The organism is uncultured Alistipes sp. (assembly GCF_963931675.1).
In the GTDB taxonomy this organism is placed as follows: Bacteria; Bacteroidota; Bacteroidia; order Bacteroidales; family Rikenellaceae; genus Alistipes.
Map to the genome: position 1 here is coordinate 1,937,073 of NZ_OZ007039.1, position 25,205 is coordinate 1,962,277.

The 25,205-nt window shown below is 61.7% G+C and carries 16 protein-coding genes; 11 read left to right on the plus strand and 5 right to left on the minus strand.

Features of this window, described 5'->3' with window-relative positions:
- Positions 1–45 precede the first annotated feature (45 nt).
- The 4 genes from ABGT65_RS08315 to ABGT65_RS08330 are packed head-to-tail and all read right to left on the minus strand — an operon-like array spanning position 46 to position 4,865.
- The gene (locus ABGT65_RS08315; protein WP_346701260.1) at positions 46–1,341 is read right to left on the minus strand and encodes an acetyl-CoA hydrolase/transferase C-terminal domain-containing protein; all 1,296 of its coding nucleotides are present in this window, start codon (positions 1,339–1,341) and stop codon (positions 46–48) included.
- A 17-nt stretch (positions 1,342–1,358) separates the two neighbouring features.
- Complete coding sequence (locus tag ABGT65_RS08320; RefSeq protein ID WP_346701261.1) at positions 1,359–2,672, minus strand: pyridoxal phosphate-dependent aminotransferase; 1,314 nt, start codon at positions 2,670–2,672, stop codon at positions 1,359–1,361.
- Complete coding sequence (locus tag ABGT65_RS08325; RefSeq protein ID WP_346701263.1) at positions 2,669–3,256, minus strand: indolepyruvate oxidoreductase subunit beta; 588 nt, start codon at positions 3,254–3,256, stop codon at positions 2,669–2,671. Before ABGT65_RS08325 ends, ABGT65_RS08320 begins: the two co-directional genes overlap by 4 nt.
- 13 nt (positions 3,257–3,269) lie before the next feature.
- A complete protein-coding gene (locus ABGT65_RS08330; protein WP_346701265.1) occupies positions 3,270–4,865 on the minus strand; it encodes an indolepyruvate ferredoxin oxidoreductase subunit alpha in 1,596 nt (531 codons plus the stop codon).
- A gap of 534 nt (positions 4,866–5,399) precedes the next feature.
- On the opposite strand from ABGT65_RS08330, the gene ABGT65_RS08335 reads away from it, so the two are divergent.
- The 11 genes from ABGT65_RS08335 to ABGT65_RS08385 all read left to right on the plus strand — a co-directional run bounded on the left by ABGT65_RS08335 (position 5,400) and on the right by ABGT65_RS08385 (position 23,702).
- Positions 5,400–8,555: a TonB-dependent receptor gene (locus tag ABGT65_RS08335; RefSeq protein ID WP_346701267.1), complete on the plus strand. Its 3,156-nt coding sequence runs from the start codon at positions 5,400–5,402 to the stop codon at positions 8,553–8,555.
- Between the two features lie 15 nt (positions 8,556–8,570).
- A complete protein-coding gene (locus tag ABGT65_RS08340) occupies positions 8,571–10,085 on the plus strand; it encodes a RagB/SusD family nutrient uptake outer membrane protein (RefSeq protein WP_346701268.1) in 1,515 nt (504 codons plus the stop codon).
- A 20-nt stretch (positions 10,086–10,105) separates the two neighbouring features.
- Positions 10,106–11,794 carry an IPT/TIG domain-containing protein gene (locus tag ABGT65_RS08345; RefSeq protein ID WP_346701270.1) on the plus strand — a complete coding sequence of 563 codons (1,689 nt, stop codon included), beginning with the start codon at positions 10,106–10,108 and terminating at the stop codon, positions 11,792–11,794.
- 18 nt (positions 11,795–11,812) lie between these two features.
- Entirely contained in the window at positions 11,813–13,777 is a 1,965-nt protein-coding gene (locus ABGT65_RS08350) for an IPT/TIG domain-containing protein (protein WP_346701272.1), read from the plus strand.
- A gap of 101 nt (positions 13,778–13,878) precedes the next feature.
- Positions 13,879–15,270, plus strand: a complete 1,392-nt coding sequence (locus ABGT65_RS08355; RefSeq protein ID WP_346701274.1) for a polysaccharide lyase 6 family protein — start codon at positions 13,879–13,881, stop codon at positions 15,268–15,270.
- A gap of 15 nt (positions 15,271–15,285) precedes the next feature.
- Positions 15,286–17,544 carry a chondroitinase-B domain-containing protein gene (locus ABGT65_RS08360; protein ID WP_346701276.1) on the plus strand — a complete coding sequence of 753 codons (2,259 nt, stop codon included), beginning with the start codon at positions 15,286–15,288 and terminating at the stop codon, positions 17,542–17,544.
- Between the two features lie 4 nt (positions 17,545–17,548).
- Complete coding sequence (locus ABGT65_RS08365; RefSeq protein ID WP_346701278.1) at positions 17,549–19,753, plus strand: heparinase II/III family protein; 2,205 nt, start codon at positions 17,549–17,551, stop codon at positions 19,751–19,753.
- A 23-nt stretch (positions 19,754–19,776) separates the two neighbouring features.
- Positions 19,777–20,121: a cupin domain-containing protein gene (locus tag ABGT65_RS08370; RefSeq protein ID WP_346701280.1), complete on the plus strand. Its 345-nt coding sequence runs from the start codon at positions 19,777–19,779 to the stop codon at positions 20,119–20,121.
- A gap of 19 nt (positions 20,122–20,140) precedes the next feature.
- Positions 20,141–21,592 (plus strand): MFS transporter, encoded by a 1,452-nt coding sequence (locus tag ABGT65_RS08375; protein ID WP_346701282.1) that lies wholly within the window; start codon positions 20,141–20,143, stop codon positions 21,590–21,592.
- A gap of 97 nt (positions 21,593–21,689) precedes the next feature.
- Positions 21,690–22,442 carry a glucose 1-dehydrogenase gene (locus tag ABGT65_RS08380; RefSeq protein ID WP_346701284.1) on the plus strand — a complete coding sequence of 251 codons (753 nt, stop codon included), beginning with the start codon at positions 21,690–21,692 and terminating at the stop codon, positions 22,440–22,442.
- Positions 22,443–22,523: 81 nt separating this feature from the next.
- Positions 22,524–23,702 (plus strand): alginate lyase family protein, encoded by a 1,179-nt coding sequence (locus ABGT65_RS08385; protein WP_346701286.1) that lies wholly within the window; start codon positions 22,524–22,526, stop codon positions 23,700–23,702.
- Between the two features lie 80 nt (positions 23,703–23,782).
- Here ABGT65_RS08385 and ABGT65_RS08390 read toward each other — a convergent pair whose 3' ends face one another.
- Positions 23,783–25,204 carry a sialate O-acetylesterase gene (locus ABGT65_RS08390; protein WP_346701288.1) on the minus strand — a complete coding sequence of 474 codons (1,422 nt, stop codon included), beginning with the start codon at positions 25,202–25,204 and terminating at the stop codon, positions 23,783–23,785.
- Position 25,205: the final 1 nt, after the last annotated feature.

Here is a 25,205-nt window from a genome sequence, read left to right on the forward strand (position 1 = left end):
TGAAGCGGTTTTTGGGTCGCCTGCCGCCCCCCCCCTCTTCCCGGATCATCCCTTCATGCGCAGGAACGAGTAACCGTAGCGTTCGGCGGCGGCGCGTTCCAGCTCTTCGCGGACCGACGGGTGGGCGATCGAGATCAGCGCCCGGGCCCGTTCGGCGAGGTTCTTGCCCCGGAGGTGTGCCACGCCGTACTCCGTGACGACGTGCTGGATCATGTGGCGTGTCGTCACCACCCCGGCTCCGGGGGTCAGCAGCGCCTTGATTTTCGACTCACCCTTCGGGGTCATCGACGGCATGGCGATGAAGGTCTTGCCACCCTCGGAGAGCGCGCCTCCGTACATGAAGTCGTGCTGGCCGCCGACGCCCGAGATGATGCGCTCGCCGACCGAATCGGCGCACACCTGTCCCGTGAGATCGACCTCCACGGCCGAGTTGACGGCCATGACCTTCGGGTTCCGGCGGATGCGGAACGGGTCGTTGGTCCACGCCACATCTTTCATCACAAGGTCCTTGCGGTAGTCCATGTAGTCGTACAGGCGGCGCGACCCGAGGGCCAGCGAGGCCACCGAAATGCCGGGCATGACAACCTTCTGCGAGTTGTCGATCACGCCGCTCTCCAGCAGCGGAAGCACACCGTCGGTCATCGCTTCGGTGTGCAGCCCGAGATGTTTATGGCCTTTCAGCGCCCCCAGTACGGCGTTCGGGATGCCGCCGACACCGATCTGCAGCGTGGCGCCGTCGGGAATCAGCTCGGCGATGGCCTGTCCGATACGCAGCTCGGTTTCGGTCGGCACGGCCGTCGGGACCTCCACCAGCGGCGAATCGACCTCCACGGCCGCCGCAAACCGCGACGAATGGATGACGGCATCGCCGTAGGAGAAGGGCATGGCACGGTTGACCTGAGCGATGACGGTCCGGGCGCACTCCACGGCCGAAACCGCCAGGTCGGCCGAGACGCCGAACGAACAGTAACCGTCGGCATCCGGGGGCGAGACGTTGATCAGCGCCACGTCCAATGGAATTGTGCCGTCGCGGAACAGCCCCGGGATTTCGCCCAGGAAGGCCGGAATCGACTGCCCGTATCCGTCGGCGAGCCAGCGGCGGATGTTGTTGGCCACGAAGAGGCTGTTCACGAGGAACGATTCGCGGAATTCGGGTCGGCAGTAGGGTGCCTCGTGGGCTCCTACGGCGAAGGCCGAGTAGAGCTTTACGCCGTGCAGCTCCCCGCCCCGCTCGGCCAGCGCGGCGACCAGCACCTCGGGAATCGACGTGCTGCCCTGGATGTAGACGCTCTGGCCCGATTGGATGAGTTTTACCGCCTCCGCGGCTGTCGTGTATGGCATGGCAGATCTGGTTTTTCTTACAACGGGTGGTTCTCGGCAAAGAGAGCGAGACGGTGGTCAAGCAGTCCGAACTGTTCGGGGCGGTTCATCTGCGAGACGCAGACCCGGATGCCGTGCTGGCGGCTCCCGGTCGAGGAGAGCGAAATGGCGCAGACGCCGCACAGCAGCAGTTCGCTCAGCAACTCGGCACTGGTCATCGTCCCGTAGCCGATTGTGTAGAAGAATCCGTCACCGATCTTTTCGTGGCGGTCCTTGTCGTAGACGATGCGGAACCCGTGGCGGAGGAAGATCTCCTTCGTCAGTCGGGCCCGGCGGCCGTACTCCGCGATCTCGCCCACGAAATCCAACGCTCCGTCGGCCGCGGCCCGGAACATCGCCGCCAGGGCGTGCTGGGCCGAGTGGCTCGTCCCCGAGGAGGAGGCGTAGAGGAACGTCAGAACATAGGCGTCGCCCAGGCGCCCGATGCCGTAGCGTTCGCGCAGCGCCGGGTATTCGCGCCGGAACAGTGTGTCGGAGAAGGCCGCCACGGCAATCCGCTGCCCGGCATAGCTGAAGATCTTCGAACCGGAGATCAGCAGGATCCAGTTCTTCGTATAGCGGGCCACGGTGGCCTGGTACGGCGCCTCGAAGGGGCGGCCGAGCGGCTTGCGGAAGTCCATGCAGAGGTAGGCCAGGTCCTCGATGACGATGGCGTCGTAGCGCGTGGCCAGTTCGCCGATCGTGCGCAGCTCCTCTTCGGTGAGGCAGACCCACGACGGGTTGTTCGGATTCGAATAGACGATGGCCGCCACGTCGCCCCGGGCGAGATAGCTTTCGAGTTTCGGACCCAACCTTTCACCGCGGAAGTCGTAGATGTCGAACGAGTCGTTCGGGATGCCGAGGATGCGCACCTGGCTCCGCTGTACGGGGAAGCCGGGGTCGATGAAGAGGATCTTCCGCCTGGCGGGATCGAGCTGCGAGCAGAGCAGGAAGGTCGTGAAACTCCCCTGCATCGAGCCGACCGTCGGGATACAGCCCCGGGGGTCGATCTTCACGTTGAGGTAGGCACGGATGAAGTGTGCGGCCTGCTCTTTCAACTCCGGAATGCCGTACATGTTGGGGTACTGCGAGGCGACTCCGTCGGCCAGCGCCCGGCGTTCGGCCTCGACGCCCACCCGTTCGGGCGGCAGCCCCGGAACGCCCATCTCCAGGTGCAGGAACTCTTCGCCTGTCGTGCGTTCCATGATGCGGGCGATGTCGCCCGACTGGCGGATCGTCGCCCGGGCGATATCCGCGATGTCCAGCTGTTTGAGCGCCTCCTGCAGGAAGCGGCGGTCGAAAGGTGCGTTCATCGTCCGGTCTGTTTTTGAGCGGTTTCATAGCCTGCGCGGAAAGCTGCGAGGTTTGCCCCGACGACGGCCTCGCCCTTGCGGGCGAAGATGGCGCGGATGCCGGCTTCGAGTTGTCCGGCCTCGATGCCCAGGAGCGGGGCCGTGGCGCCCAGCAGGGCCATGTTGGCCGAACGCGGCGATCCCGCTTCGCGGGCCAGCGCTTCGGCGTCGAGCAGGATGACATGCGGCAGGCCCTGCAGCTCCCGTTTCAGGTCCGCTTCGTCGGGGTAGTTCGGGATGTTGACTACCGGCGTCGTGCCGGTCACCACCCACCCCTCGGCCGCGAGCCACGGCAGATAACGCAGCGCCTCCATGGGCTCGAGCGAAACGATCAGATCGGCACCGCCGCGCGGAATGAGGTCCGAACGGATCTCCCGGGAGGAGATCCTCAGGTGTGACTGCACGTCACCGCCGCGCTGGCTCATGCCGTGGACCTCGGCCTGCTTGAGCTGCAGCCCCTCGGCCAGGGCGGCGTGTCCGATCACGGTGGCGATGGAGAGGATCCCCTGTCCTCCCACGCCCGAGAGTATGATGTCTTTTTTCATGGCGTTTGCGGATTTACTTGTTTTTGGCGGCGGCGTGGCGTTTGGCGGTCTGGATGCACTCGCGGCGCGGGATGATCACCGAAACGCCCTTGTAGGCGATCTCTTCGCGGAGGATTTGCTTCATCTCCTCGCGGTTCTTCGGCAGCGGAACCACCACGCGGATGTGGGCCGGGTCGACGCCGATCCCGGCGCAGATCTGCTCCAGGCGTCCCGTACCGGCGGAATCCTGACCGCCGGTCATGCCCGTGGTGAGGTTGTCGGAGATCACCACCGTGATGTCGGCCCCTTCGTTGACGGCATCCAGCAGGCCCGTCATGCCCGAATGGGTGAAGGTCGAGTCGCCGATGACGGCTATGGTGGGGTGCTGCCCCGCGTGTGCGGCGCCGATGGCCATGGTGATCGAGGCGCCCATGTCGACGCAGGTGTCGATGGCGTGGAACGGCGCCAGCCACCCTAAGGTGTAGCAGCCGATGTCGCTGAAGACCTTCCCGTCGGGGAATTCGCGCACGACTTCGGTCAGCGCGGTGTACATGTCGCGGTGTCCGCATCCCTGGCAGAGGGCGGGCGGACGCGGCACGACGATCTCACTGGCGGCATGGGCGCGGTGCGGGGCGAGTCCCAGTGCGGCGCGCACGCTGTCGGGGGTGAGCTCTCCGGTGCGGGGGAGTTCGCCGGTCAGACGCCCGCGGATCTTCAGCGGTGCGGGCAGCACGCCCCGCACGGCCTGTTCGACGAGCGGCTGCCCCTCCTCGATGATCAGCAGCTCCTGGCACTCCGCCGCCAGCCGCCGCACGAGTTCCTGCGGCAACGGGTACTGCGCGATCTCCAGCACCGGATGGGGGCATCCCTCCGGATAGTTCTCCATCAGGTAGTTGCGGGCAATTCCGCAGGCGATGATGCCGAGGTGGCGGTCCGGACCTTCGGTGTAGCGGTTGAAGGGGCTTCGGACGGCTTCGTTTTCCAGCCGGGCGCAGTCGTCGATCAGCGCCTTGTAGCGCAGGCGGGAGTTCCCGGGCATGAGGACCCACTGGCGGGGCTGTTCCGGATAGCTCAGTGGATTCGTGTCTCGCGGCTCTGCAACCTCGACCACGGCCCGGGAGTGGGCCATGCGGGTCGTCAGGCGCATCAGCACGGGAATCTGGAAGCGTTCGGAGAGGTCGAAAGCTGCCCGGGCCATGTCGTAGGCCTCCTGTTGGGAGGCGGGTTCGAGGATCGGAATCAGGGCGAACTGCCCGTAGAAGCGTGAGTCCTGTTCGTTTTGTGAGGAGTGCATCGAGGGATCGTCGGCCACGACGACCAGGCCTCCGTGGGCGCCGGTCATTGCGGAGTTGACGAAGGCGTCGGCGGCGACATTCAGCCCGACGTGTTTCATGCAGACCATGGCACGTTTGCCGACGAACGACATGCCAAGAGCCTCCTCCATGGCGGTCTTTTCATTGGCCGACCAGGTGCGGTGCACGCCGCGTTCGGCAGCCAGCGGGTGGCCCTGGATGTATTCGGTGATTTCGGTGGACGGGGTGCCCGGGTAGGCGAAGACGCCCGACAGCCCTGCGTGGAGTGCTCCCAGCGCGAGGGCCTCGTCTCCGAGCAAAAGTTCTCGTTTAGGCATAAGCAGCGGTTGGTTTATCCTTCGGTTTCCTACAAAATTACGAATTTTTTGTAAAAAGGCAACTTTTTGTACCTATTTATTATTATTAAGGTATAAATTCTCGAAAATCATACTTCGAATTGTCGGTTTCGTGTAAAAGTGTTAATTTTGGACGGTTGCCGGACCGGAAATTTCGTATTCCGAGGTTGTCGGAGTCTTTCCGGACACTGTTCGACCTCCGTCGGAATGTGTCGGGAATCGTTCCGAGGAAATCCGGACTCTTTTCCCGACTTTTTCAGCGGCCTGATCCTTACCTTCTTTCCGCGGATATGTATGCTTGTTCCGGCTCGCGGGATGAAAAGCGGAAAAAATGACTTCGAAAGGCAAAAAAATCTTGCGGAAACTTGCGCGTATTCTCTTTTTTTCTATATCTTTGTGCACGGTTCAAAATTGGTCTACCAGTTTGGATTACCAGTTTGGTCTACCAAATCGCCGGTTTTGGACGCATGCAATAGCCATATAATCAATAACTAACCTGTAACTTAAAACTGCATGATGGCTAAAAATTACCTGTCAAGGTCACTGCTGTTGCTCGCGGCGTTGTTGCTCGGCACGGTGACCGCCTATGCACAAAAGATCACGATCCGTGGTGTGGTCTCCGATGAGCAGGGACCGCTGATTGGAGTCTCCGTAGTGGTCAAAAATCCCCCCCCCGCAACCGGAACCGCGACCGGTATCGACGGCTCCTATTCGTTGGCCGTTCCGGGCGAGGATGCCGTGATCGAGTTCTCCTATGTCGGCTATAAAAAAGTCGAGATCAAAGTCGGCAAGCAGACGGAGATCAATGTCAAGATGGAACCCGAAGCCGCCGCGCTCGATGAAGTCGTCGTTGTCGGTTACGGCGTGCAGAAAAAGTCGCACCTTACCGGCTCGATCGCCAAGATCGACGGCGACGTGCTCGCCGACCGCCCTGTCTCCGACGTCACAACCGCACTCCAGGGCCAGATCCCGGGTCTGACGATCAACAACACGACCTCCGAAGTGGGTGTCACGCCCTCGATCCGCGTGCGCGGTACGGGCTCGATCTCGGCCGACAGCTCGCCGCTCGTCATCATCGACGGCTATCCCGTTCCCGACGGTTTGTCGACGCTCAACCCCTCGGATATTCAGTCCATTGAAGTCCTGAAGGATGCCGCTTCGGCCGCCATTTACGGTTCGCGCGCCGCAAACGGCGTCATCATGATCACGACCAAGAGCGGTTCGTCGGAAAAACCCCGCTACTCGGTCAAACTCTATCAGGGTGTCAAGTGGGCCTATCAGCTCCACGACCTGCTTACCGCTACGGAGTACCTCCAGTGGCAGGAGAAAGAGGCCGCCTGGGGTGGCCCGGCCGTGAAGACCCAGGACAAACTCGCGGCCTGGATCGAACAGAACATCGGCTCGACGGACTGGCAGCGCGAAGGTCTGCGCGACGTGGCCAGCGTGACCAACGCCCAGTTCTCCGTTCAGGGCGGCAAGCGCGACATCCGTTACTATTCGTCGGCGGCCTGGACCCGTGATCAGGGTATCATGCTCCAGAACGAGGTCCAGAAGGTCACCTTCCGCACCAAGGTCGATGCCAATCTCTCGAAAAGCGTCTCCTTCGGCGTGAACGTCTCGGCCAACTACCAGAAGTCCTCGCGCCCGCGCAACAACTTCATCGACTTCTACCGCACGCCCTCGTTCCTCCCGGTCTATCACAACGACTGGACCACCGCCCTGACCGGCTATACGGGATTCGCCCGCGGCAGCCACTTCAACAACCTCTTCGGCCCGATCGGAGACCCCGACGAGTATGGAAATCCGACCTTCAATACCACGGGTGTGTCGCCCTTCAACTCGGCCAACAACAACCCCCGCAGCGTGATGGCCAACACCACGCGCTGGAGCGAAAACTTCCAGGGCCTGGCCAACGTCTATCTGACGGTCGATATTTGCAAGGGTCTGACGTTCAAAACCTCGAATGGTGTGAACGTGCGTTACCGCCCCTCGTACAGCTATGCCAACAAGAACGCCACAAAGGACGGTACGGCCAGTGAAGCCACCTTCACCAGTATGCTCTACGTCGACCTGCTCTCCGAGAACACGCTGAACTACAACCGCACGTTCGGACGTCACGACCTCGACATCCTGGCCGGTTACACGGCCGAGTCGACCCGCGTGCAGAACGTCGCCCTGACCGGTACGGGATTCCCCACCGACAATATCCACACGCTCAACGCCGCCACGATCTTCGAACTGGCCTCCGAAAACAACGGAAACGGCTCCGGAACCGGTACGTTCCGCTACCCGAACGAGGTGCTGGAGTCCTATCTGGGACGTGTCTCCTACAGCTACGACGGTCGTTACCTGTTGTCGGCTTCGCTGCGTCTGGACCGCTCGTCGCTCTTCTCCTCGGGCAACCGCAACGCCTGGTTCCCCTCGGTTTCGGTCGGATGGCGTATCTCCGAGGAGCAGTTCATGAAGGAGCAGCGCGTCTTCTCGAACCTTAAACTCCGCGCTTCGTACGGTGTGACGGGTAACAACAGCATCGACTATGTCGCAGCCCTCGAAGTGCTCAACCCGGCCAACTATCCCACCGGATCGGGCAACGGAACGCTGATCCCCGGCGCCGCCAACACCTCCTCGACGCTCGCCAACTCGAACATTACCTGGGAGCAGACCGACGAATGGAACTTCGGTCTCGATGCCGGATTCCTCGACAACCGCATCGCCCTGACCTTCGACGGATACTACTCGGTGACCCGCGCCCTGCTGTTCGAACAGCCCACGCAGTCGTTCACCGGTTTCCAATACTACTGGAACAACATCGGCAAGGTCCGCAATGCCGGTGTCGAGATCCAACTCGATACGCACCAGTTCAATCGCAAGAACTTCGAGTGGTCGACGACCGTGAACTTCTCGCTTACGCGGAACAAACTCCTTGAGATCGGCGGCGAATCGCAGGTCATTACCCAGGGAGAACGCTCCGAAAGCTACATCGCACGCGTCGGCGAACCCCTGATCCAATACTACGGCTTCAAGAGCATCGGCGTATGGAACACACAGGAGGAGATCGAAGCCAATCCGCACTTTGCCGGTGACGTGCCGGGCGGTCTGCGCTTGCTGGATGCCGACGGAAACGGCGAACTCAACGACAATGACCGTGTCGTGCTGGGCGATCCCTATCCCGACTTCACGTGGGGTATGACCAACAACTTCCGTATCGGAAACTTCGACGTCTCGTTCCTCCTGCAGGGTGTACAGGGCGTTACGGTCTTCAACGGCGATGTCTTCTATACCGAATCGCACAAGTACAACCGCGCCTACATGGAGGACCGTTGGGTGAGCCCGACGCATCCGGGTGACGGTAAGACCCCCTATGCCAAGAACGGTTACGACATCATGTTGACGGATCTCGGACTGCAGGATGCGTCGTATCTCTGTCTGCGCGATCTGACGGTCGGTTACACCCTTCCCAAAAAGGCGGCCGGAAAACTCGGGCTGCGGGGCCTGCGCTTCTATGTGACGGGTACCAACCTCTTCTATCTCTGGAGCAAGGACTACAAGGGCATCAACCCCGAGTCGCGCATGACTTCGGGCAACTACTCCAGCCCGCTGATCGACGGCTACCAGCGCGGCGGCTTCCCGCTCACGTCGACCTTTACGTTCGGCATCGACCTTAACTTCTAATACCCCGGAACGAAGATGAAAACGACTTTCAAATATATCGGTTCTGTGATCCTGACGCTGGCACTGGGTGCCTGCAACCTGGATCAGTACCCCTATTCCGAAACCGCGGCCGACGAGTATGTGACGAATGCTGCGGCGGTCAATAACCTCGTGATCGGCACCTACAACGGACTGCACGATGTCATGTACTATGAATGGGCCGTGACCGAACTCCGCTCGGACAATACCCGTATGCGGGCGAACGGCTCCACGTCGCAGGATACGAAACTCATCGAACAGATCGACCAGGGTGTCGTTACGACGGCGCATACCTGGGTCGAGGATTACTGGAACGCCTGCTATGCCGCCATCGACCGCGCCAACAAGGTGATCTCCTATGTCGACGTCGTGGATGACCCCACGCTGCGTGCCCAGTACGAAGGGGAGGCGATGTTCCTGCGGGCACACCTCTATTTCAACCTCGTGCGGCTGTGGGGCCCGGTGTTCCTCGTTACGAAGAAGACCGGTGCCGATGAGGCCCGCTACATGCAGCGCTCGCCCGTGGAGGAGATCTACGCGCTGATCGAGGGTGACCTGAACGCGATCATCGACAACAACATGCTCCCCGAACAGTCGGCGGCCGCCGACCTGGGACGCGCGACGATGCCCGCAGCCAAGGGCCTGCTGGCCAAGGTCTACATGACCCGCTACGAGGTGGGGTCGGAGAACTACATGAAGGCCGGTGATCTGCTGCGCGACGTGCTGGCCTCGGCCGGGAATCCGCAGAGCGGCGCCGATCTGGTTCCCTACGATCAGATCTTCTCGATCGACAACGAGATGAACAAGGAGATCATCTTCGCCGTGCGTTACCTCTCGGGCAACGTCGGGCTGGGATGCCCCTTCGGAACGCTCTTCGGCCCGCTGAACAACGGCAACAACGTGATCATGGGCTCGCCCAAGCACTACAACTATCCTTCGGACGATCTGGTGTCGGCCTACAACAACAACGGCACGGCCGACAGCCCCGACAAACGCAAGGAAGTGACCCTCAAGGAGAGCTACTACAACGCCACGACGGAGCAGACCGTCGAGGTACGCTGGTGCGACAAGTTCCTCTCGACGATCACCACCGAGTATGACGGCGAGAATGACTGGCCCGTACTGCGTGTGGGCGACGTGGCGCTGCTGCTGGCCGAGTGGATCAACGAGACGTCGGGTCCCACGGACGAGGCGATGCGTTATCTGAATATGATCCGCGAGCGGGCCGGGGTTGCAGCCTATACCTCCGCAGATCTGTCGTCGAAATATCAGTTCCGTGAGGCCGTGCGCAACGAACGACGCCTGGAATTGGCCTGCGAGAACCAGCGCTGGTTCGACCTGATGCGTTGGGATGTCGCCGTGTCGACGGTCAACAACTTCTTCTCGTCGGAGATCTTCTACTCCGAGTATGACTACACGGTCAATCCCATCTCGGAGTGGCAAGTGCTGCTCCCGATCCCCATTTCGGTCATCAATATCAACCCCGACGTGGCCCAGAACCCCGGCTACTAAACCGATAACAGCAAAAACCTATGAAACGAATCACAAATCAGATATGTGCTTTTGCCGCTGCCGCCGGGATGTTGTTTGCAGCGGGCTGCGACAAGACCTATGTGAACGAGGTGGTGAAACAATCCCCCGTCATTGAATCCTTCTCGCCCGCGTCGGGACCGGTCGGAACCGAGATCATCATCACGGGACAATCGCTCAGCGGCGTCACCAAGGCCTACATCGGCGACCAGGAGATGGTCATCAAGGAGAAAGTCTCCGACTCGCGCCTCTCGATCGTGGCCGGTGCCAACGGCCGCGACGGGCGGATCGTCCTGGAAAACAGCGTCGGCACGAGCGAATCGGAAGCTTCGTTTACCTATTCGTATGCCGTACCGTCGTTGAAGCCGGCTCTGTTGCAGGAGTCGGTGGTCATGGGCGACCGGCTGCTGCTCTCGGGTTCGAACCTGACGGCCGTCGAGGCAGTGCTCTACACGGCTGAGGGTTGCGAGGAGAGCCACGAGGGTGAAATCTACGAGCAGAGCGCTTCGGAGATCGTGGTCCGTGTCCCCTACGTCGAGAACGGCAACGTGCGCATCACGCTGCGTTATTTCGACGGCGAGGCTTCGGTGACCACACTGCTCGACGAGGCTCCCTCGATCGAGGTCGTGCGTCTGGTTCCGAAGTTCGACAAGCCGATCGTACTGGAGCGCACGGCCGTGGGCAAGTCCATCACGCTGACGGGCGAAAATCTCGACAAGATCGACCGGATTCTCGTCGGAGGCTTCGAAGCTGTGGTTTCGAAACAGCCTGCGTCGTTGACCTTCACCGTACCGGCCGGTAATTTCCAGGATGGCGATACGACCACGTCGTTGGTTGCCAAATATTTCGACGGAAACGAAGAGATTGTCCTGAGCGAAGCATTCGTGGTCTATGTGCCGTTCGTGAAGTTCTGGGAGAACATCACCGTATGGGGTCATGACAAGGAGGCTGAGCAGTATGCCTGCAACTTCTCGCCCGAAACGGGTCGTGTCTATGCTAACTCGGTATGGGCTACTGAATTGGATCCGATCGCAGCCAAGTATACGGCCAATACCTGCTCGGCAGCCCTCACGCCGAATGTCACGGAGGAGGAGTACAACTCGGTGGTTCCTTATTTCTTCTTCTACTGCAACGGCTCCGGAAATGTCAACATCACGGCTCCGGCAAACTCGGCGGGTATCCTGAAGAACTTCTGGTACAAGGATTCGGAGGGCGAACTGGTCCGGATGGTTGGAGTCAACGGCAACTGCTACGGAACCCCCGTGCTTGCATTCCGCGCCCTGAATCCTGCCAATGCGACGGAGAGTGCCCTGATCGAGAAGGTGAAGAACCAGACGCTGGAACAGATCGACGAGGAGACCTTCCCGATCGATGTCGAGGCTCAGACCGTGGGCGGTATCGGTGTATCGTCGTCATCGGGCGGCCTGAAGGATTCGAACTGGTCCAACGGTTGCTTCACACCCAATGTCGAGGCGCCGGATGTGAACCCCGATGCCGTGATTCTGGTGCTCTACTATGATTACCACGGAGTTGAAAAGGGTGGTGACGGTAAGAACAACTTTGCCCGGAATGTGAAGCGTATCGGCCTGATGCACATTACGCACATCAATTACCGGATGCTCAAGAGCGACTATACCTTCAACATCTACTGGCAGAAGTACGACTACGACTATTCCAAACTCGCAAACTAATCTAAAATCCATCCGAAGATGAAACGATTCACGAAATATCTGGCCCTTTTTCTGACGGGATCGCTCGCGGCTTTGACCGCGTGCGGCCCCGAAATGAACGAGGTCGATGTCCAGAACAACCCGGTGATCAACTCGACGACGCTGTCGCCGATGGCCGACGAGAGCGGCAGTGTCCCCGCCTATGTCGGTACGGAGATTTCGGTCGAGGGATTCAATCTCGACCGGGTGTCGCACGTCACCCTGGGCGACCTCGAAGCCGAAATCACCGAAAAAACGATCAAAACCCTGAAATTCAAGGTTCCGGCCCTGGACCTCGCCCAGCAGGATGCTCCCTATCAGGTCTGGATGGATGTCTACGGCGCTGACGGTGAAAGCGTTATTTTCCACTATCCCTACTATGTGACGATTCCGGTGACGGATGCCCTGATTACGGCCTATGCACCGGCCGAGGGTACGGTCGGCACGGAGGTGACCCTTACGGGCCGTAACCTGGAGCAGATCACCCGCGTACACTTCGGGGAGGTGACGGTCGAGTCGGCCGCCTTTACGGAGGTGACGGCCGAGGCGTTGAAGTTTGCCGTTCCGGCCGGTGAGTACGAGGCCGGTGACAGCCAGGTGGCCATCACGGCCGAGTGGGGCACGGCGACGATCGACGTGACGGGCGAGACGCTCTTTACGCTCCATACGCCGAAGTTCGACGCCGCCTCGCAGGAGGAGGGTACGCAGAATGTCATCGGCGACGAAGTGACCTTCACGGGACTGAACCTCGATCTGGTGAACGGCATGAAGTGGGGCGACTACGATCTGATCGTGGTGTCGGCCGAGGCTGGCGCCGTGACGGTGAAGTTCCCCTCGTCGATTGCGCAGACCGATCCGGTCGTTGCGGAGGCCGCTCTGACGGCCTTGTGGGGCGAGCCCGCGCAGACGAACCCGGTGGCATCGGCCTGGCGGGTGGATACGACCCCGGTGGGTCCGGCAACTCCCGTGCTGGTGAAGATGGAGGCCGAGGACGGCGGTGCGGACAACAAGTTCTACCTGGGCAAGACGGTGACCGTCACGGGCGAGAACCTGGCTTCGATCGAGGGCTTCAAGGTCGATGGTGTGGAAGCAGCCCTGGTCGGCGAACCGACGGATGTTTCGGCACAGTTCATCGTCCCGGAGGGTGTGACCTTCACGGAGGCGACGGAGGTTGCCGTCAAGGCGCTCTACAACGGCGGCAACGAGGCCGATTTCGGCACGGCCAAGGTCTATCCGTTCTATTACTACAAAGGCATCCGGTTGGGAATCGGTTCCAACTCATCAAAAACCTATACCGAGTATGCCGCGGACAATGCGTTCTTCTATCCGGATCTGGGCCGGGTGGTTTCGACCTATGACTGGTATGATGAGGCGCTCGATCCGTATGCGAAGAGTGGAAACAATACGGCAATTTCGGGTAATAATAAATTGAATCAGGGAGCAATCACAGCCGATGAATATTATGCGGTGAAGCCTTATATTTTCTTCAAAAGCGATTCTGGAAATAAATTGGCTCTGTCGGGATGTGCCAACTCTTCTTCGCAGATCAAGACGCACTGCCGTTTTATTTTCAACGAAGAAGAAGGAAAGACAGAAGTTACGCCGCTGCCTTCGACCTATGGAACTCCGATCGTATTGTATCGTGTCGTCACCTCGAATCCCGATCCGATTCTCAACGGTACGCTGACTTCGATGAGTTATGACGGCACAATGCCCAGTTCGGGTGCTCCCTCTCTGGGTACGGCAGAAGCTGGTAGTAACTGGGTAAAGGGCAGTGTTTTGGTGATGAGTTATGTAACGTATGCCAAAGGTGCTGCGCCGGATGCTGTTACGGACTTTGCCAAGATTGGCTACATCATTATCCGTGATGTTACTTGCGCTGATCTTGCAACTGGCCAGGCCAATGCCGATCGTGCCGGTTATATCGAGTTCGATATGTACTGGTCGAAAACGCTGAATGAATAACCGATAAGGTTTTGGTAGGTTAATAGGGGAACGAACCCGGAAACCGCCCCGTCGATCAAGGGGACGGTTTCCGGGGCCGTTCGAAACTCCGAAACACAACTATGATGCGCAAATTCATCTTCATGATCCTGCTGGCCGCGCAGACGCTCGGCTGTTCGGGCGGCGAGGTCCCCGAAGCGGTTCCTTCCGGCTCCGGAGATGCCGGACAGGGAACCGGCTCCGAAGGGGAACAAGGCTCCGAGACGACCGTCTATGTCTCCTCGGCCGAGGAGCTCAAGGCGCTGGGGACCGTGGCGGCCGGGACGGTTGTCGTGTGGCGCAACGGCCTTTACGGCGATCAGGTTGCCGAGCTCAAAAGTGCCGGGACGGCGGAGAATCCCGTCGTGCTGCGGGCCGAAAAGCCCGGTGCGGTCTGCTTTACGGGGGCTTCGCGCATCTCGGTGTCGGGAACCTGTGCCGAGGTGAACGGTTTCTGGTGGCGGAATCCCGAACCGGTGAAAGGCAAGGCCGTCATCACGCTGGCCAAAGGCTCCTCGCACTGCACCGTGCGGGACTGCGCCGTGACGGGCGACAGCACGAAGGAGGATGCCGCAGCCGATACCAAATGGATCTCGCTCTACGGCACGGACCACCGCGTCGAGGGCTGCACGTTCCGCGACAAGCGCAACATCGGGACGCTGCTGGTCGTGTGGCTCGAAACGGGCGTTACGCCCCGCCATACGATTGCCGGGAACCGTTTCGAGCGCCCCGTGACGCTCTGCGACGACAACGGCAAGGCGATCAACGGCCAGGAGACGATCCGCATCGGCACGAGCGACTACTCGATGCAGGAGGCCGCCTGCACGGTCGAGGACAACTACTTCTACCACTGCCACGGCGAACAGGCCGAGATCGTTTCGAACAAGTCGTGCGGCAACGTATACCGCCGCAACCTTTTTGTCGAGTGCCAGGGATCGCTGACCCTGCGCCACGGCAACAACTGCACCGTCACGGGCAACTACTTCGTCGGAAACGGCATGTCCGGGACGGGCGGCATCCGGCTGATCGGCGAGGGCCATACCGTCGAGCGCAACTACCTCGAAGGGCTGGCCGGAACGGGTTACCGTTCGGCGATCTGCCTGGTCCGCGGGCAGGAGAACCCGGCGCTGAGCGGCTACTGGCAGGTGAAGGATGCCCGGGTGTGCTACAACATGGTTTATGACTGCAAGTACGGCCTGAATGTCAACTATGCGAGCCGTTCGAGCAACCAGGTGGTGCCGGTCGTCTCGACCGTGATCGAGGGCAATACCGTCTCGGCCACCTCGTCGGGCTACGCCGTGGATTGTGCCACGGAGCCCGCTGCTCCCGACATCAGGTGGAGCGGCAATACGCTCTACGGACGCCAGCGCGGCGTTTCGCTCCCCGCGGTGTCTTCGGCGCCGTCCAAACCCAACGTACAACCTGCCATGGATGCAATCCGCGACGCTGCGGGTTGTTCGTGGAAAACCGAATAATCTGAACTTTTCGATATGAAAAACTTCAAACTTGTTTTGGCGGCGGTTGCCGCGTTGCTGACCGTGTCGGTTCCGGCCCGCGAGTATCGCGTGGCGCTGGGCGACGTGGCCGCGACGCTGCGTGAGGCGCGGCCCGGCGACCGGATCGTCATCGAGAACGGCGTCTACCGCGACCTGGCGCTGAAATGGCTCGGCCGCGGGACCGAAGGGAAACCCGTCCGCATCGAGGCGGCAACGCCCGGCGGGGTGGAGATCACCGGCGGTTCGACGCTCCGCCTGGCGGGCGAATGGCTCGAAGTGAGCGGTCTCTGCTTCCGCGACGGACAGGCCCCCTCGGGTTCGGTCATCGAGTTCCGCAACGGACGCGAGGTGGCCAACCATTGCCGCCTGACGGAGTGCGTCGTCGACAACTACAACCCTGCGCGGCGCGACATGGCCTACAGCTATATCCTGCTCTACGGACGCCGCAACCGGGTGGACCACTGCTCGCTGATGGGGAAACTCAACCTCGGCGTGACGCTCATCGTGATCCTCAACGAGCCGCGGAGCCAGCAGAATTTCCACCGCATCGACCACAACTGGTTCGGACCGCGCCCGGTCTACGGGTCGAACGGTGCCGAGACGATCCGCGTGGGGACCTCGCAGCAGGCCTACTCGTCGTCGAACACGACGATCGAGGAGAATCTCTTCGACCGCTGCAACGGCGAGGTCGAGGTGGTTTCGATCAAGTCGAGCGACAATGTGATCCGCCGCAACGTCTTCTTCGAGTCGGAGGGTGTGCTGGCTCTGCGTCACGGCGACCGCAATACGGTGGAGGAGAACCTCTTCGTGGGCCACGGCAAACGCAATACGGGCGGTATCCGCGTGGTGAATGCCGGGCACCGGGTGCGCCGCAACACGCTGGTCGGCATTGCCGGCGGGCGCTTCTTCTCGGCGCTGGCACTGATGAACGCCGTGCCCAACTCGCTGCCCAACCGCTACTGTCTGGTCGAGAATGTCGAGGTGACGGACAACACCTTCATCGACTGCTCGAACATCGAATTCGGTACGGGCAAGGACCTCGAACGCACGCTGGCGCCCGAACGGGTGCTCTTCGCACGCAATACGATCGTCAACCGCACGCTCGACGCGCCGTTCATCGCCGTGGACCGCACCGACGGTTTCACGTTCCGCGACAACCGCGTGGCGCTGGCCACGCCGTGTGCGGTCGAGGGGTTCGAGAATGCGGCGCCGCAGCTTCCCGTGCTGCCCTCCGAGGCGGAGATGCGGGCCGGCAAGGGAGCGGCGTGGTATACGCCTGCCGCGCAGACGAAACCGGCGTCCGACCGCATCTACCGGGTGCGGGCCGGTGAGGACCTTCCGGCCGTTGTCGAGCAGGCCGAGGCCGGTTCGGTCGTCGAACTCGCGGATGCAGGCGGCGACTACGCCATTCAGCGTGCGATGGTGGTGCGTGTTCCGCTGACGATCCGCGGCGTGCAGGGCGGCGAACGCCCCGTGGTGCGCTTCAACGGGCAGAAGGGCGACGACATGGTGACCATCGCCGACGGCGGCGAGCTGCACCTCGAAGGGATCGCCTTCTCGGGCCGCCTCGAAGACGGCAAGGCGCTGGCCAAAGCCGGGGTCTCGACGGCCCGCGACATGATCCGCCCCTACAACCTCCGGATCGACAACTGTGAATTCTACAACTTCGGCGAGGGCGGTTTCTTCGCCGTGAAGGGGACCCAGGCCACCTTTGCCGGACGGGTCGAGATCCGCAATTCGTCGTTCCGCGACCTCTCGGGTGACGCCATCAACTACGCTGCCGAACGCGACGACAAGGGGCGTTACAATGCCGACGACATGGTGATCGAGAACTGCTCGTTCCACCGCATCCTCGGCCTGCCGATCAATATCTACCGCGGCGGCAGCGACGAATCGACCGCCGGACCCTATGTCATGATCCGCCGCTGCAACTTCGAGGACTGCTGCAACAAGGAGCGCGGTTCGGTGATGCGGCTCGTCGGGCCGCAGGTGCTCGACATCACGGGCTGCAACTTCTCGAACAGCGGCCGCGGCGGACGTTCGATCCGCCTCGACGAGGCCACCTGGGAGCAGGTTTCCATTTCCGACTGCAACTTCTGGAATGCCGGCGGCATCCTCTCCATGACGGGCCAGGCCGTCCAGGGCAAACTCTATGAACTCGAACCGGCCTATGTCGATGCCGAACATTTCGACTTCGCGCAGCAGGCCGACAGCCCGCTGGCCCGCCTGGGAATCGGCGTAAAAAAGGAATAGAACCATGAAAAAGACGATATTCACCCTCTTTGGAGCGCTGTTGGCGCTCGGTGCCTGGGCGGCGCATCCCTCGCTGATGCTTACGGCCGAAGGGGTTGCCGAGATGCGTGAGGCCCGGGGCAAGGTCCCGGCCTTCGATGCCGCCATGACCCGGACGCTCTCCGGCGCGGATGCCGCGCTGGCCTCGGAAATCGAGGTCCCGCAGCCCCGCGACGGCGGAGGCGGCTATACCCACGAACGCCACAAACTCAACTACTACGAGATGGTCGACTGCGGCATCGCCTGGCAGGTGACCCGCCAGGAGAAGTATGCCCGCCGCGTGGCCGACATGCTGAAGGCTTATGCCGACCTCTATCCGACGCTGGGATTCCATCCCGTCACGCTGTCGAAGACCCCGGGCCGGATCTTCTGGCAGACGCTCAACGAGAGTGTCTGGCTGGTCCACACCTCGATGGCCTACGACTGCGTCTACGACTTCATGACCCCGGCCGAGCGGGCGTATGTCGAGCGGAACCTCTTCCGTCCGATGGCCGACTTCCTGATGAACGGCATGGAGGGCAACCGCGGCAACAACAAGGTCTTCAACAAGATGCACAACCACGCCACGTGGGCCACGTCGGCCGTCGGCATGATCGGCATGACCATGGGCGACGAAGGGCTGGTGCGCAAGGCCCTCTACGGCTCGGATGAAACCGGGAAAAACGGCGGATTCATCCGGCAGCTCGACTACCTCTTCTCGCCGGACGGCTACTTCACCGAGGGGGCCTACTACCAGCGTTACGCCATCTGGCCCTTCATGGTCTTTGCGCAGTGCATCGACCACAACCGCCCCGATCTGAAGATTTTCCAGTACCGTGACGGAATCCTGCTGAAAGCCGTCTCGACGCTCCTCCAGCTGGCTTATGACGGACGTTTCATGCGCTTCAACGACGCGCTGCTGAAGGGCTACGACGCGCAGGAGCTGGTCTATGCCGTGAACATCGCCTACAACGCCGATCCGTCGAACAAACGGCTCCTCGACGTGGCGGCCCGTTATCAGGACTGGGTGCTCCCGACGGATGCCGGTTTTGCCGTGGCGCGCGACATCGCCCGCGGGGAGGCCGAGCCGCTGACCTTCCACAGCGCGCTCTACCGCGACGGCCGCAACGGCGACGAGGGCGGGGTAGCGGTGATCCGCTCGACGGACTCCGCACTGAACAGCGCCGTCTCCTTCAAGGCCACGGCCCACGGCCTGAGCCACGGACACTACGACAAATTGACCTTCGCCTACTACGACAACGGCAACGAGGTGCTCTGCGATTACGGGGCGGCGCGCTGGCTCAACATCGAGGCCAAGTACAAGGGACACTATACGCACGAGAACAAGTCGTTTGCCATGCAGACCGTGGCGCACAACACGCTGGTTGTCGACGAGCGTTCGCACTTCGACGGCAATTACGACGAGTCGATGAAGCACCATTCGGAGATCCGGTTCACCGACTTCTCGCGCCAGGGGGTGCAGATCGTCTCGGCGGAGGAGTGCCATGCGGCTCCGGGCGTGAAGATGCAGCGCACGGTGGCCTACGTCACCACGCCGTTCCTGCAGTATCCGCTGATCCTCGACCTGCTGCGCGCCGAGAGCGCCGAAGAGCACCGCTACGACTATCCGATGTGGTACGGCGGGCACCTCGTAAGCCTCAATTTCCCCTATGAAAAGGCCACGACGGCGATGTCGGCGCTCGGGACGGCCAACGGCTACCAGCACCTCTGGTGCCAGGCCCGGGGGCACAACGAAAAGTCGGCGACGACGACCTTTACGTGGATCGTCGGCGACCGTTTCTACTCGCTCTCGACGGCCACGACCCCCGATACGGAGATGGTGCTTGTCGAATCGGGCGCTTCGGACCCCGATTTCAACCTTCGCACCGAGAAGGGGTATATCATCCGCGAGCAGGGCAAGAAGAACCATACGTTCTTCTCGTCGCTCGAAACCCACGGCACCTATGACCTGCAGGTCGAGCAGTCGGCCAATCTGACCTCCTCGTGCGAGGGCGTGCGGCTCCTGGCCGATACGCCGGAGTACACGGTGGCCGTGGCCGAATACAAGGGCGGGCACCGTGTGACGCTCTGCGTGGCCAACGCTTCGGTCGATGCGACGGCCCGCCACCGTGTCGAAACCTCCGAGGGGCGCTTCGAGTGGACCGGGCCCTGTGATGTGAAACTGAAATGACAAACCTATAAAAATCAGCAAAGATGAAAACACGCAGTGAAACCTATCAGCTCGAAAGCGAGCTGCAGTGGGAGACCCCGGGTCCCGGCATTCAACGTCAGATCATGGGTTACGACGGTCAGTTGATGATCGTGAAGGTGAAATTCGAAAAGGGTGCCGTGGGCACGATGCACGCCCACTACCACAGCCAGGCGACCTATGTGGCCAGCGGGAAGTTCGAGCTCACGATCGGTGACGAGAAGAAGGTCCTGGGTGCGGGCGACGGCTACTATGTGGCTCCGGACGAGATCCACGGATGCGTCTGCCTCGAACCGGGCATTCTGATCGACACCTTCTCGCCCCACCGGGAGGATTTTCTGAAAAAGTAACCGTAAAACTGCTGCCTGAATGAAAATCAAAGGATTGAGATGGATCGTCCTGGCGTTGATCGCCATCGTGACGATCATCAACTACCTCGACCGCGGGACGCTCAACTACATGTGGGTGGCCAACACGAAGGTGGTCTGCGCGGCGGGCGACTACACCTACGATGCCGCAGCCGACACCTATGCGGTGGAGTCCGAGGGCAAGGCCCTGACGCTCGCGGGCGACGAGGTGACGAAACTCCCCGACGGCGCCATCGAGTATGTGAAATACGGCGGTATCGCCAAGGAGCTTGGGCTGATCGATGCCTCGGCATCGGCCGAAGAGCAGCAGCGCCAGGCCAAAAACCTGCTGGCCGTCATCACGATGTTCTTCATGGTGGCCTACGGCGTGAGCCAGCTCGTCTCGGGCAAGATCTACGACCGGATCGGTACGCGGCGCGGATTTACCCTTTCGGCGATTCTGTGGGGCGGCGCCGATGCGCTGGCCTCGCTGGCTTCGGGGCTCAAGTCGCTGACCTTCTTCCGCGTGCTGCTCGGACTGGGCGAGGCGGGGCCGTGGCCCGGGACCACGAAGTCCAATGCCGAATGGTTTCCGCAGAAGGAACGGGCTCTCGCCCAGGGTGTTTTCGGCGCGGCCGCTTCGGTCGGGTCGATCATTGCTCCGGTGTTGATCCCGATGCTCTTCCTGGCCTTCGGCTGGCGGGTGACCTTCGCTGTGGTCGGTTCACTGGGCATCATCTGGGTGATCCCCTGGCTCATTATCAACAAGAAGGGACCCAAGGAGCACCCCTGGATCACCGAAAAGGAGCGCGACTACATCCTCACGGGCCAGCCCGAATGCCGCGTGTCGTGCGATACGGCCAAGTCGTGGGGCACGCTGCTCAGTGAGCGCAAGAACTACGCCGTGATTCTGGGCCGCTTCTTCCTCGACCCGATCTGGTGGATGTTCGTGACGTGGCTCCCGATCTATCTGATCGAGGTCTTCAATCTGGATATCAAGCAGATCGCCATGTCGGCCTGGGTGCCCTACGTGGGCGCCGCCATCGGGTCGGTGGCCGGAGGCTGGTTCTCGGGACTCTTGATCAATCACGGGAAAACGGTTAACTTTGCACGTAAGGCCGCGATGATCGTCGGATCGTGCTTCATCATCCCGGGCATGGCGCTGGCCGCCACGGCTTCCTCGGCGACGATGGCCGTCATCATGATGGCCTTCATCCTGGGCGGTTATCAGTTCGTGATGACCAACATCCAGACCCTCGCCAGCGACTTGCAGACCGGCAAGGCCGTCGGTTCGCTCGCCGGACTGGGCGGCGCATCGGCCGTGCTGGGTACCATCATCTCGATCCTCTGTATCCCCTACCTGACGCAGAGCGGCGACTGGACGTCGTTCTTCATCCTCGGAGCGGCTCTGGTTCCGGCGTGCCTGCTGTGCGTCTTCCTTTTCGGTGGACGGATCGAGCAGTTGACGAAGTGATACGAATCCCGGCCGGATACCTCCCTGCGGGAGGCCCTTGCCGGAGCATTCCAAAGAAAAAAACGTTATACACGAAAACCTTTTTAAATTAAAAAAGATGAGACTGACTGGAAAAGTTGCCGTCGTAACGGGCGGCGCGCGCGACCTGGGTCGTGCAATTTCGGTGAAACTGGCCGGTGAGGGCGCCAAGGTATGCCTGAACTATTTCGACAATCCGGACGATGCCCAGAAGACCCTGGAGATGATCAAGGCCGAGGGTGGCGAGGCCATCGCCGTACAGGGAGACATGACGAAGGCCGCCGACGTGAAGAACCTCTTTGCCAAGGCCGGCGAGGCTTTCGGCGGCAAGGTGGACATCCTGGTGAACGTCGTGGGCGGCATCGTGGGCCGCAAACTCATCACCGAGCAGGACGAGGCCTGGTATGACTTCCTGATGGACGTCAACATGCGTTCGGTATTCCTCTGCACGCGCGAGGTGGTTCCGATGATGCCCCGCGGCGGTTCGATCATCAACTTCTCGTCGCAGGCTGCCCGCGACGGCGGCGGCCCGGGTGCTTCGGTTTACGCCACGGCGAAGGCTGCCGTGATGTGCCACACGCGCGCCATGGCCAAGGAACTCGGCCCGCAGGGGATCCGCGTCAACGCCCTGGCTCCGGGTATGATCAACACGTCGTTCCACGACCGCTTCACGAAGCCCGAGGCTCGTGAGAACCTCCACCACACGGCTCCGCTGCGCCGCGAGGGCGAGGCTTCGGAGGTTGCCGACCTGGTATGCTACCTGGCCAGCGACGAGTCGAGCTACCTGACCGGTACGAACATCGACATCAACGGCGGTACGCTCTTCTCGTAGCGGATTCCGAAGTTTTTTCGAGCAGGGCGGACGGGCTTTCCCGAAAGGGTCTCGTCCGCCCTTTTTACAACCATTGCAACGATGAAACGCATTCTTTTTCTGGCACTCTGCACGGCGGCGCTCTTTCCGGTCCGTGCGCAATACTCGTTCGACGGGGAGCTGCTCGACCGCCTGACGGATGCTTACAGGGATGGCGATCCGCGGGCCGTGAAGGCGGTCGGGGCGGTTGCCGCGGCTGCGGAGGAGGAGCTGCTCGGCATGGAGCCGCTGACCGTGACGGCCAAGACGACGCTGCCGCCAAGCGGTGACCGGCGTGACTACATGTCGTTGTCGCCCTACTGGTGGCCCGATCCCGAGAAACCCGACGGACTGCCCTATATCCGGCGTGACGGCGAACGCAACCCCGAAGTCTACGACTGTCCCGAACGGGTCAACGGCGACCGGCTGGGAGTTGCGGCGCGGACCTTGTCGGTCCTCTACCGCGTGACGGGCGACGAACGCTATGCCGCGAAGTGTGCCGAGCTGCTGCGGACGTGGTTTCTCGACCCGGAGCTGGGCATGAACCCCAATATGACCTATGCCCAGTTGATCCGGGGCCGTTCGACGATCCGCGGAACGGGAATCATCGATTCGCGGCGCATGGCCTTTGCGCTGAATGCCGCCCAGTTGATCGATGCGTCGCCGTCGTGGACCGATAGCGACCGGCGGGAGCTGCGCGAGTGGGCGCGGGCGTTTCTCTACTGGCTGGAGCACAGCGTCAACGGGCGGAAGGAGCTCCATGCGGCGAACAACCACGGGTTGTGGTACGATGCCATCCGGCTGATGACGGCCCGGGCCGCGGGTCTCGACGACCGGGTGCGGGAAATTGCCGTGGAGTCCGTGCAGCCGCGCTTCGCGGGGCAGGTGGCCGAGGACGGCACGCTTCCCGAGGAGCTGGTCCGCACACTGTCGCTGCACTACTCGACCTTCGTGCTCGAAGCCCTCTCGACAGCCCGCAACGTGGCCCGCACCGAGGGTGTGGAGCTGTGGGAGATGCCCGAGGCCCAGCGGGCGCTGACGTATCTGTTGCCCTACTACGAAAATCCCGAAACGTGGCCGTGGCCGCAGATCGCACCCTTTGCACAGCGCCGCGGTGCCGCCCTGCTTTACGAGGCGGGCCGGGCGCTCGGACGCGCGGAGTGGGTCGAGGCGGCCCGCCGGATCGGCTTCCACACCTCGAAGGCCGATTTCGAATCGATGCTCCATTTCGAATTGCAGTAACCCGGCACCTCTTCGGAGATGAAAATACCGGCAAACCCGAAAGGGCTTGCCGGTATTTTTTGCCGGATGGACGACGCCGTTTATTCCCGGTCGGAGCGGAAGGGGATGACGGGCAGTCCGTATGTGTTGCAGAGCGAGGTCGGCGTGTAGTTGTGGAAGGCGTAGCGCACGGCCACGGGCTCCTTCACGGCCTCGGATGTCACCTCGACAATGGGTTTCGAGAGGACGACCCTCCCTTCTGCGGGATGGAATACGCCATCCTTGCCGGCGAGTTCGAATCCCGGGACGGCCACGTGTTGCGGCGTCAGTCCGTAGCGGGCATTCTCGAACGTGACCACGGCCTTTCCCTTCTCGAACTTCACCTCCTGGACGCGAACTGCAGACCAGCAGTTCGCCCGTATGCCGTAGGCCCGGATCATGGCTTCTGCCGCCAGCCGCTCGCCCACCTCGCGCTTTCTGCGGGGATGGATCGTCAGCTCTTCGCCCAGGTCGGTCGTGGCGATCATCGCCGAATTGGGAATCAGCTCCAAGGCATCGCTCTGCGCCTCCATGATCAACACGCCGTCGGTTGCTGCGGCATCGTTGTAGAAGTAGGGTGCGATCTGCACGTAGAGGAACGGCATCCGGTTCTGCGTGTCGCCCCATTCGGCGCGCCAGAAACGGACCATCTCCTGCATCAGCCGGGCATAGATCCCGGCCTCCTTGCGGTTCGATTCGCCCTGGTACCAGGCAAACCCGCGCGCCGTGTAACCGGCTACGGGCGCGATCAGCCCGTTGTAGAGCAGGCCGCACTTGGCACGCTGCTGGATCTTCGGATTGGCATTGATCGCCTCTACGTCATAGCCCAGCGTGCGGAGCGAGGCGGGATCCATCCACGCCTCGATCTTCGAGCCGCCCCAACTCGTCGAGACGATGCCGACCGGCACGTCGAGCGCAGCGTTGAGCGTCTGTGCGAAGTAGTAGGCCGCAGCGCTCATCAGTTGGGCCGTAGCGGGGGAGGGGATCTCCCATCGGGCGTTGTCGAACGTGCGTTGCGGTGTTTCGGCCTCCTTCTTGGGGAGCGTGATCATGCGGATGCGGTCGCGGTCGCGGTTCGATTCGAGGATCGTGCGCAGCGATCCCTCGACGGGTTGTCCCGTATAGCCGCGCAGGGGCATGTACATGTTCGACTGCCCGGAGCAGATCCACACCTCGCCGATCAGGACGTTGGAGAGCGTTACCTCCGAGTCTGCGTCGCGGACGGTGAGCTGCTGCGGTTCGTACGATCCGGCCGGAGTCTCGATCTCGGCCGTCCAGCGGCCTTCGGAGACCTCGACACGCAGGGGCGTTTCGCTCCACGAGACGGAGAGGTTGACCTCCCGCTGGTCGGAATCACCCCAGATGCGGACCTTCTGCTGCTGTTGCAGCACCATGTTGTCGCCGAAGATGGCTGGCAGGGTCACCTTGGCCCGGGCGGTCATCGCCGCCGGAATGGCCAGAAGCAGGAATAATGCCCGTCTCATG